This window comes from bacterium (Candidatus Blackallbacteria) CG13_big_fil_rev_8_21_14_2_50_49_14, assembly GCA_002783405.1.
GTDB lineage: Bacteria > Cyanobacteriota > Sericytochromatia > UBA7694 > UBA7694.
This window is the reverse complement of sequence record PFGG01000076.1, coordinates 1-10,004: the sequence shown is the minus strand read 5'-3', so window position 1 is coordinate 10,004 and position 10,004 is coordinate 1. Positions and strand designations below refer to the sequence as shown.

The 10,004-nt window shown below is 46.8% G+C and carries 8 protein-coding genes and 1 pseudogene; 3 read left to right on the top strand and 6 right to left on the bottom strand.

What is annotated here, in order from left to right; translation table 11 throughout:
- Positions 1–3: 3 nt before the first annotated feature.
- From COW20_22560 to COW20_22540, 5 genes are read right to left on the bottom strand one after another with little or no spacing between them, the layout of a single operon-like run.
- The gene (locus COW20_22560; protein PIW44847.1) at positions 4–1,680 is read right to left on the bottom strand and encodes a hypothetical protein; all 1,677 of its coding nucleotides are present in this window, start codon (positions 1,678–1,680) and stop codon (positions 4–6) included.
- Complete coding sequence (locus COW20_22555; protein ID PIW44846.1) at positions 1,677–2,603, bottom strand: hypothetical protein; 927 nt, start codon at positions 2,601–2,603, stop codon at positions 1,677–1,679. The genes COW20_22560 and COW20_22555 overlap by 4 nt, the downstream gene beginning before the upstream one ends.
- A gap of 13 nt (positions 2,604–2,616) precedes the next feature.
- Positions 2,617–3,006 (bottom strand): hypothetical protein, encoded by a 390-nt coding sequence (locus COW20_22550; protein ID PIW44845.1) that lies wholly within the window; start codon positions 3,004–3,006, stop codon positions 2,617–2,619.
- Between the two features lie 33 nt (positions 3,007–3,039).
- Positions 3,040–3,540 (bottom strand): hypothetical protein, encoded by a 501-nt coding sequence (locus COW20_22545; GenBank protein ID PIW44844.1) that lies wholly within the window; start codon positions 3,538–3,540, stop codon positions 3,040–3,042.
- Positions 3,537–4,364 (bottom strand): hypothetical protein, encoded by an 828-nt coding sequence (locus COW20_22540; protein ID PIW44843.1) that lies wholly within the window; start codon positions 4,362–4,364, stop codon positions 3,537–3,539. Before COW20_22540 ends, COW20_22545 begins: the two co-directional genes overlap by 4 nt.
- Before the next feature lie 207 nt (positions 4,365–4,571).
- Here COW20_22540 and COW20_22535 point away from each other — a divergent pair.
- Together COW20_22535 and COW20_22530 are read left to right on the top strand one after the other, a co-directional pair.
- Positions 4,572–4,655, top strand: a pseudogene (locus COW20_22535) (transposase).
- Between the two features lie 53 nt (positions 4,656–4,708).
- The gene (locus COW20_22530; GenBank protein PIW44842.1) at positions 4,709–5,860 is read left to right on the top strand and encodes a hybrid sensor histidine kinase/response regulator; all 1,152 of its coding nucleotides are present in this window, start codon (positions 4,709–4,711) and stop codon (positions 5,858–5,860) included.
- 19 nt (positions 5,861–5,879) lie between these two features.
- Here COW20_22530 and COW20_22525 read toward each other — a convergent pair whose 3' ends face one another.
- Positions 5,880–9,050, bottom strand: a complete 3,171-nt coding sequence (locus COW20_22525; protein ID PIW44841.1) for a hypothetical protein — start codon at positions 9,048–9,050, stop codon at positions 5,880–5,882.
- Positions 9,051–9,159: 109 nt separating this feature from the next.
- Here COW20_22525 and COW20_22520 point away from each other — a divergent pair, with 109 nt between their 5' ends.
- Positions 9,160–9,690 carry a hypothetical protein gene (locus COW20_22520; protein ID PIW44840.1) on the top strand — a complete coding sequence of 177 codons (531 nt, stop codon included), beginning with the start codon at positions 9,160–9,162 and terminating at the stop codon, positions 9,688–9,690.
- The last annotated feature ends 314 nt before the right edge of the window (positions 9,691–10,004 follow it).

The window sequence follows — 10,004 nt, the reverse complement described above, 5'->3', positions numbered from 1 at the left end:
GGCTTACTCAGCCTGGGTTTGTAACAGACTGAGCAATTGAGCGGCGGGCATGGGGCGGGCAATGTAAAAGCCTTGGCCGTGGTCACATTCCAATTCACGCAAAATCTGCATTTGCTCTTCGGTTTCGATTCCTTCAGCTAAAACCTGCATGCCCATGCCATGCCCCATTTGCACAATCGCGCGGGGAATCGCCAGGGTATAGGGGTTTTCACGGCTCAGGCTGCGCACAAAGGATTGGTCAATTTTCAGGGTATCAAAGGGCAATTGGTTGATATAAAACAGGGAAGAATAACCTGTGCCAAAATCATCGACAGCCAGAGTTAACCCTGTGTCTTTCAAAGCTTTGAGCAGCTCTTCAACCTGGCGGAAGTTTTCAATCAGCAGGCTTTCGGTTAATTCCAATTCCAATTGCTGGCCTGAGATATTGGCTTCGAGAAGGGTCTGACTTACCAGTTCTGCAAAACTGGGGGCCTGAAACTGAAGCAGAGACACATTGACTGCCATACGCAGGGTTCCATGGCCCTGTTTTTGAAGCTCGGACAGGGTTTGGCAGGCCTTTTTCAAGACCCAGGTGCCAATCGGCACAATCAGGCCGCTGTCTTCGGCGACGGGAATAAAATCTCCGGGGGGAACCATGCCAAATTCAGGGTGGCGCAGGCGCAGCAGAGCTTCCACAGCGATAATCCGGCTGGTTTTGAGTTCAAATTGGGGCTGATAATAGAGTTCAAAGCGCTCATCACTCAGGGCCAGTTGCAGTTCGTCTTCCCAGAAGAGGCGGTCGTGAAGTTTTTTTTCCATCTGGGGTTGATACACCACGGTGGCGCCGCCGCCATTCAGGCGAGACTGGTAGAGGGCAAGATTGGTTCTTTCCAACCATTCCTGAGCTTTTAAATTGCTCAAGGGCTCAGGGTAAACCCAGCCCAAGCTGGGTTGCAAATGCAGTTGGTAACGTTCGTGTGGAAAAGGCTCAGCAAAAGCCAGCTGAATGGCCGTTTCGATTCCATCTCTTTGCGTGCTTTCAAAATGACGGGGCAAGAGATAAATTTGATAGTCATAGTCACTGGCGTAAAAATCCCAAGCGAGTAATTCAGGACAATTTCTCAGTCTTTGAAAAACAGAGTAGCAGAGCATTTGCGTACCTTCTCTGCCAAAAATACGCTGAAAGCGTTCGTGCTGATCAATACGCAGAGCCAGGAGTGCGGTGGGGGGAGCGGTTTCAAGTAAATGGAGCAGATCAGATTCTGTTCCGTTTAAAAACGAAGGCAGATCAGGTTCTTTTTGAAAGGCGTGAAGCATTTCATTCAGATGCTGCTGGCGTTCCAGACGGGTTTTGACAGATTCACGCAAGTCCTGTACCCGAAAGGGTTTCACCAAATAGTCATCGGCTCCGCTGCGCATGCCTTTGCGAATATCTTCAGCTAAAATGGCCTCTCCCGACATAAAAATAAAAGGGGTCATGGGCTGCTCCATTTTTTGCAGGGCGTCGAGTACGTCATAGCCATTGCCATCAGGCATCATCACGTCGCTGAGCACCAAGTCGGGTTTGAGCTGCTTGAGTTTGGCGATACCCTCTCTCACATTGATGGCTTGAACCACCCGGTAGCCTTCCTGTTCTAGGATCTCTCCAGCGGTGCGACGGATCGAAGCATCATCATCAATAATGAGAATCAGCGGGGTCATCTCTTGTCTCCTTGCGTGGGGTGGGGAATTTCAATTCTGACACAGGTTCCTTCACCCGGCCCCGAAGCGAGCCACATCCGTCCTTCTAAACGCTGGGTAAAATACCAGGCCTTGGTCAAACCAAATCCGCCTCCCATGGTGCGTCTTTCACGGGCATTGCTGGCTCGTTGCCCAAAGGCCACGATCTGTTCGAGTTCTGCTTCTGGAATACCCATGCCTTGGTCTGTGACTTTTAAACACAGTCCGTGCTCCGTTTGCTTTAGTTGGGCCAAGACCCGGCCTCCGGGTTCGGAATATTTGCGGGCATTGGCACTGAGGTCGCGCATGATGTCTTGTAAGACCAGCGGCAGCTTGATTTGAGGGGCATCGGGGCTTTCAATTTCAATTTCGATTAAATAGTCATTTGTCTGTTTTTCTTTGGGATCATAAACAATATGGTAACGTCCGTGACTGTTGAGTTCCATGGCTTCAAAAACATGAATCAAATTATCGCGAAGGGTTGCAATCGGCATTTCGCCCCATTGTAAGGGATCGTTTTGACGTTGTTTGAGTTCTTGGAAGCGAATGGTAAGAATCTTGAAGAGCGAGGCCAGATTGCGCTCTAAAAGAGGAAGATCGACCTCTGTTTTTAAATCGGGGTGGGTGCTTAAAAAGTCTGAGATATCGGATAGAATTTCTTGGTGAGCCAGGCTGAGATGCGCTTCACATTCTTTTAAGGCTTTTTGGTCTTCTAAAAAAACGTTTTTGAGGGTTTGAATATGTTTGAGTGAACGTTCCAAACCAGGGGGAGAACCAGCCAAAAGATCGAGAATATTCAGCTCGTTGGCAATCACGGTGAGCACATTCAAGGCCGAGTGTAGATCAATCAGACGGCTTTGTACATTGTCCAGTTTCACAGGGGTGTTTATTTCAATTTCTCGCATTTTCGGCCTTCTTTTAAGTGTGTTTAGGAAACAAAGAAATTCCCACCAATTTTTCGAGCAGTTCAGAAAATGCGTGAAGCTGAATCGGTTTGAGCACAAAGGCTTCTATATGATAAGATTCAATGTCCTGAACGGGGGTCAGGCTACTGTCGGAGGTCATGATCACAACGCGGGTCTGGTTGCCAGCTTCACGCAGACGATGCAAAAAATCGATTCCATTCAGTTTGGGCATATGCATATCCAGAAGCAGCAAATCCCAGGTCTCAGCCAGCGCTTTTTCAAGGCCTTTTTCTGAGTCTGTTTCAGTATGCAATTCGCAGGATGCGTCTGAAAGCGTGATTTCAATCGCTTTGGCAAAGGTGGGCTGGTCGTCGATCAGTAAAATTCGTGTTTTGTTTTGCATGTTTATTCCCAACTTTCAAATTCTGACATAGGTTTAACTTAAGGCTTTCATGACGGTTTCAAACAGTGTTTTGGGCTCACAGGGTTTCAGCAGATAAGCTGTAACCTGAAACCCCAGGGCTTTTTTAACGGTTTCGAGGTTATTATTGCCCGTTAACATGATCACAGGAATGTGGCGGGTTGCTGGCATTTCTTTGAGCTGTTGCAAGACTTCAACGCCCTTGAGTCCGGGCATATCGTTATCCAATAAAATCAGATCAGGTTTATAGGTCATGGCCAGTCGCAATCCTTCGCGGGGGTCATCGCTGCTCAGAATTTTTTTGAAATCGCTGCGAAAGACCAGTTGAATCAGACGCAGCATGGTAGGATCGTCATCTACCATCAGCAAAGTATTTGTTTTTTCTGAAACCCTTACCCCAACGGTTTGATCGGGTTGCAGAAGCGGGTTCAATGGGGGGGCTTCTGGCTCCTTGTTTTCAAGGGGCGCTTCTGGGTTTATGGCCTGCTCTTCAGGATCTTCCAAGATATTGTTCATAAACGCCCCGCAAAGAGTGTTGTTTTGAGCACTTTTTCAACCTTGCTGACCAGATCGTGAAAACGGTAAGGTTTGAGTAAATAGGCTTCAATGCCCAACAGGGTGGATGCTTTGATCGTTTCTTCATCGTTCTCTGCACTGATCACGATCACCGGGGTTTTCAGATTTTGAGCCCGCAGGGCCTTTAAAAAACTGACGCCATCCATTTCAGGCATGTGCATATCCAGCAGAATCAAATCAGGAGGGGCTGCCTGTACCAGCATCAGCGCTTCTTTGGGGTTTGAAAAGGTTTCGAGTGTGCAACTGGATACTTCAAACATATCTTGGGCCAGTTTGAGGGCCTGCGGATCGTCATCCACCATCAGAATGCGGTGGCTCGTTTCAGGGGGCGTGCCATTGTCCAGGGCCTGTGGGGTTAAATGAGAAGGCAGATTCTGAAAAATATTGGTATCTAAAATATGGCTGATACGCGCGACAAAATTGTGAACAGAAAATGGCTTGAGAATATATTCATTGGCTCCCAACTGCAGAGCCTGCTGCACCACGCTCATTTCAGCATGGGCTGTAAACATCATCACGGGAACTCTGCGATTGTGTGACTTCTTGAGCTGGCGAAGAATTTCAAGCCCATCTGGGTCTGGCATTTCAATATCGAGCAAAATCAAATCCAGGTTTTTACGTGACAGAGCCTCCCGCAGCCCAGCCCGTGAATCAGTAAAATAAATCAGGTTACAGGCAGACATGGCAAGAATATCTTTGGCCAATTGACAGAAATGCAGTTCATCGTCAATCAGGAGAATCGTCAATTCTTTGTTTAAATCCATCGGGCGCTCTTAAAACAACAGGATTTTTAAAGTATTCTACCACTCTTGGTTTATTTCTGGTTTGCGGCTTTGTCTTGAACCCCCCATTCTGTGAGCAGGTTGTGGGAATTCCGCTTTCCTTTAGGGGACAGTGTGCCCGAATGGGTAGATAAGGTATTTTTAGTTTATGCTCGGGTTTATTGGCGTAACTTGTGGTGTAATACCTGTATTTTTGTGTGTGAATTCAAACTCAAGGGCAAGTCTCATCAATATCAAGCGATAGATGAAGCTATTCGTGTTGTGCAGTTTATAGATGTATACTGAAACCAGATATCCAGGTAAATTTATTGAGGGATATATTCCTTATGCAAAATTCGATGCGCTCTGCTTCTCCGCTTGTATTTTTGATCGATGATGTGGTTCAGAATCTTCAGGTACTTTCTGAGGCCTTACGCCAGGAGGGCTTTCGTATTTCGGGGGCGGGCAGTGGGCCTGCTGCTCTGCGGATTTTGAAGCAGGTTAAGCCAGATTTGATTCTCTGCGATATTATGATGCCCGAAATGGACGGCTACGAGGTGGCCCGTCAACTCAAGGTCAACCCTGAAACTCAGGAGATACCCTTGATTTTTCTCACGGCTCGTACTGAAAGCGAAGATATTCTCAAGGGCTTTGCAGCTGGTGGCGTTGATTATGTGACCAAGCCCTTTAATACGGCAGAGCTGATTGCACGTGTCAAGACCCATTTAGAACTGAAACAGGCCCGTGATACGATTGCTGAAAATGCCCGGCATCTTGCCGCCTTGAACCAGGAAAAAGACCAGATTCTCAATATTGCAGCCCATGATTTGAAAAATCCCTTGGCCTCGATTCTACTGATGGCTGAAATGGTACAGATTCGTGAAGGGCATCTTGCGCCTGAAAAAATACTGGATTACGCCAATAATATTTATCAGGATGCCAACCGCATGCTGCTGATTATTACCAATCTGCTGGACGTGAATAAAATTGAAAGTGGGCGCATTCAGCCCCAGTGGCAGAATTGGCCTTTACATGAGATCTTTACACGTTTGCGGCGGGAATACCAGCCCCTGGCTGATCAAAAAGAAATTCTGTTGATGCTTTCTGAGCCCGCACAGGAATTGAACGTGAAGACCGATCCGCTTTTGCTTTTTCAGCTTTTGGACAATCTGATCTCCAATGCGCTTAAATTTTCAAGTGCAGGTAAACAGGTCTGGCTGCGTTTAAAAGAAGAGCCGGAGAGTCTTTTGCTTGAGATTGAAGATCAAGGGCCCGGTTTTAGTCCTGAAGATCAAACCCAGATGTTTCAGAAATTTGCACGGCTTTCGGCACAGCCTACCGGAGGCGAAAACTCAACCGGCTTGGGTTTGGCGATTGTGCAGCGTTTGGCCCAGATGCTTGATATTGACCTGGTGTATACCACTGAACAGGGCAAAGGCACCTGTTTTGCCCTGAAAGTGCCACGCGCTCTGGAAAAAGAAAAGACAGCAGAAGCTTGAAACGCGTATTTTCAGGTGGTTAAGTTTCTGTGAGCAGACCAGGAAAGGTCTGAAGCCTTTCTGTGACTGCTTCCAAAGCAAACTGTTGAAGCTGCTGAAGCAGGGTATTGGCATAAATTTCGATCTTTTGCGCGCCTTGTTCATGCGCCCATTGGTATAAATCCTGAGCAAAGCTTTCCAGTTCATCAATAATCACCGATTGGCGAATATTTTCCCAGCGCTGAAGCCATTTATTTTGAATCTGTGTATCTAAAGGGGGAGAGCTGAGGGAGAGCTGTTTGTCGTACTCTTGAGCCAAATCCTCTTTCTGCAGGGGCACAGCCAAGGGCAAAAAGTCCTGTAAACAGCGCCACAGATCACTCTTGCTGACGGGTTTACGCAGATAACCCTCAAAGCCTTGCTTTAAAAAGTTATTTTCTTCCTGTTGTAATGAAAAAGCCGTTAAGGCCACGACGGGTATCTGAGCGGTTAATGGGTTTGCTTTTAAATGGATCAAAGCTTCTGAACCATCCATGATGGGCATGCGAATATCCATCAGAATCAGGTGGGGGGGAAACTGCTCTGCTAAGCTGCAGGCCTCCTGGCCATTCTGGGCCAGCAGTAATTCAAAGGGCTCATTTTCGAGATAGGCCTGCAAAAGTGTCAGGTTTTGGGGCAAATCGTCGACCAGTAGTAGCCGTGCAGGTGCAAACGACTGATGATTTATTCTGGGCATAAAGCTGGGCTCAGCAGTCTTTTCTGAAAGTTTAATCTGGGGCAGCTCAACGATAAATTGTGAACCTTTGCCCATTTGGCTCTGCACCCGTATCTGGCCGTGCATCAATTCGACAAGACTGCGGGTAATGGCGAGGCCCAGCCCGGTACCTGTGCTGATTTCTCCTGAGGACGGATCCTGTTCAAAGGCCATGAAAATACGTTGCTGAAACTTTTCCGAAATGCCTGGGCCAGTATCGCTGACTTGAAAACTCAAGTCGCCACAGTCTGGGCTGGTGTTGACAAAGCTTAAGCTCAGGCTGACCTGGCCATGGGCGGTGTATTTGAGCGCGTTATTGAGTAAATTGAGTAAAATTTGTCGCAGACGCAGGGGATCCAACCACAAATAGGCAGGAAGTGTGGGCGTGATTTCAATCAGCAGGTTCAACCCCTTTTGCTCAAACGATAAACGCAAGAGCAGCTCAATTTCATGGATCAACGCTCTCAGATTGACACTTTGACGTTGCAGTTCGACTTTTCCGGCTTCAATTTTGCTCAGATCGAGAATATCATTGATGATATGCAGCAGGGTTTTTCCACTGCTGTTAATGGCCTGTAGATAATTTTGCCAGCGCGGCTCTTCGATCTGTTCCTGCATCAGTTCACTGAAGCCTAAGATAGAGTTCAGAGGGGTGCGAATTTCATGGCTCATATGGGCTAAAAACTTAGATTTGGCCAGGGAAGATTTCTCTGCTTTCAGTTTGGCTTCCCTGAGCTCGGCTTCAATTTGTTTTTGACGGGTAATGTCTTTGACTACCCCTTCTCCTCCGATGATTTTGCCTGTTTCATCACGCAGAATATGTTCGTTAATTTCAAGAAAATGAGGTTCTTGTTTAAGTTTGACTTCAATTTCAAAGGGGGGAGGTTCTTGGCCTTGAAGCATACTTGCAACCAGTTTTTCATTTAAGCTTTGGGCTTCGGGGTCTAAATTCAAGGCCTGGTACCAGGGTTGACCCAGCATTTTTTCTATATCTTGGCCCAGAAAGGCTTCTGCAGAGGGGCTGAGATAGGTGAATTCGTGGTTTTCGCCCACTGTAAAAAAGAAATACTCTTGTTGCACCCCCTCAATCAGGCTGCGAAAGCGCCGCTCACTGATCTTGAGTTCAGCAGTACGTGCCGTAACCAAATCTTCAAGTATCTTGCGATTGCGGGTTTCAGTGTCTATAAACTCCAGTGCGTAACTTAAGTCTGCGCTGAGTTGCTGCAGCAGCTCAATTTCCTGGGCATCAAAATAGTCTACTGAAGAGGCATAAAGATTGAATGCTGCGACCACTTCGCCTCCAATCAGAATCGGAAAGGATGCAGAAGAGCGGAAACCTCGCTCCAGGGCCTCCTCTCTCCAGGGCTCCATGATCGGATCTGTGGCGATATCATTGCAAATTCGATAGCTGCCACTGAGCATGGCTCGGCTGGTGGGGCCCTGTTGCTGGCTCAGACTCAGGTGCAGTTTTTCAACATACCCTTTTGAATAGCCGGCATGGCACAGGGGTAAAATTTGATCTCCTTCAAGGGTTTTCTGGCCGATCCAGGCCATACGGAATGCTCCCGTCTCAACCGCAATCCGGCAGACCTCTTGAAAAAGCGCGGATTTATCGCGAATTCTGATCACGGCTTCATTGATGGCACTCAAGACCGCGTAAGTTTGATTTACCCGTTTAAGACTGGTCTCTGTTTGCTTTTGGTTTGTGATATCCCGGGCAATTCCCAAAACCCCGATCAGGTTTTTCTGGCTGTCATACATAGGGGTTTTAATGGTCTCAAACAGACCTGTATAGCCATCTGAAGCAAAGGTCAGCCATTCTTCATTGCGCAGTGCGTGCCCCGCTTGAATGGCGGCAAGATCATTTTCCCGAAAGAAATTGGCAAGTTCTGCAGAGACAAAATCTGTGTCCTGCTTGCCCCGAATTTCGATTTCGCTGGCTCCGTACAGCTCTTCAAAGCGCTGATTGCAACTCAGGTAGCGACCTTCAGGATCCTTAAGCCAAACAGGGTCGGGAATGGTGTGAACCAAACCTGAAAGCAGGCTTTTTTCACGTTTCAAAGCCTCTTCGGCAAGTTTTGGGGAGCTGATATCCTTAAACAGGGTGATAAACAGATGTTTCTCAGGGCAAAAAGCACTGCCTGTAAAATACTTCTGATTGGTTTCTGAATAAATTTCGTAATCGACAGGTGGGCCACCCAAGGAAACCGGGCCAAAAATTTCAAGCCAGTGTTTGAGTTCTGAGTCGGGTAAAAATTGGCTGCAGGGTTGGCCTTCTACTACTTGACGCGAAACACCGATCAACCTTTCGTAGTTTGCGTTGACTCTTAAGGTAAGATAGTCAACAGGAGTGCCCTGTTCATCATAGAGCATTCGATACAGGGCTGCTCCATGGGGCATTTGTGGAATCATCTGATACAAAGGGCTGTTTTCAAGATCTCTGTGTGAGTGAAGCATGACTTGACGGCTGTTCCACTTTTGCTTTTATTCTCAGCGGCTCTCGACTTCTCTATTATATCAATGATTGTGAAAGGCTCTTGCTGAATTTTGGCTGTTTTAACTGTATGTGATTGTTTTGATGAAATTATATTTTCAACTGCTCCAAAAACATATTAAAAACACAAATAGAAGCTACACTCATTATCAAGAAATTCTTTTACTTTGTATCTGGGGTAGCGGATCAATGGGGCGCTCGAATAAAGAACTACTTGCCAGCTTAAATAAAATTCCCGGTTTGAATCTGGGGGCGATTTTGAATCACTGGAGCAACGATTTCTCTGCCGTATTGAGTTTATTGCGTGAGTTTGTAAGTGTTCATGGCTATGATTATGCTTTGCTTAAACACAGCCTGCAAATCGGAGATTATGCAGAAGTACACATGCTGGTTCATAAGCTGAGGGGAGCCACAGGCATGCTTGGCCTTCAGCCTTTGTATTTTAGAACTTCTGAATTGGAAAATTTACTTGAAAAAGAAGCGTTTGACCGTCCTAAAATAAATTCCCAACTCATAGCTTTGACGCATGAATTGGAATCGCTTTGTTCGGCTCTGAAACGGTGTATGAAGACTGCTGAGACCTGTTCGTGCTGTGTAGATTAAGTTGTGAACACCCCTCAGAGAATTAACCTCGTCATTTATGGCGGGGAACTCTGCCCGTATGGATATATGAGGTGTAGCGCGGGCAAAGCTTTTCAGGTTTTTTTTCCAGGCTAAAAAAAATCGGAGTTAAAGCAGGGTTCCCCCGCTTCCGTTCACACGCCCGCTAAGGCTCCTTAACCTTCAAACAAGCGGGCTGGAGGGCAGGCATCTGAAAATCAAGGGGATAGGCATATTTAAGCTGTTTCTTCTCGCTTGATTCGTAAGGAATTTGCGGAAGAAATAAATAAAGTTTACACCAAGGCAGTATTTTGGAG

Bases quoted from the DNA above. Each gene is read 5' to 3' on its own strand.
- COW20_22530 (PIW44842.1), top strand. From the start codon at position 4,709: ATGCAAAATTCGATGCGCTCTGCTTCTCCGCTTGTATTTTTGATCGAT.
- COW20_22550 (PIW44845.1), bottom strand. From the start codon at position 3,006: ATGCAAAACAAAACACGAATTTTACTGATCGACGACCAGCCCACCTTT.
- COW20_22540 (PIW44843.1), bottom strand. From the start codon at position 4,364: ATGGATTTAAACAAAGAATTGACGATTCTCCTGATTGACGATGAACTG.
- COW20_22525 (PIW44841.1), bottom strand. From the start codon at position 9,050: ATGCTTCACTCACACAGAGATCTTGAAAACAGCCCTTTGTATCAGATG.
- COW20_22560 (PIW44847.1), bottom strand. From the start codon at position 1,680: ATGACCCCGCTGATTCTCATTATTGATGATGATGCTTCGATCCGTCGC.
- COW20_22555 (PIW44846.1), bottom strand. From the start codon at position 2,603: ATGCGAGAAATTGAAATAAACACCCCTGTGAAACTGGACAATGTACAA.
- COW20_22545 (PIW44844.1), bottom strand. From the start codon at position 3,540: ATGAACAATATCTTGGAAGATCCTGAAGAGCAGGCCATAAACCCAGAA.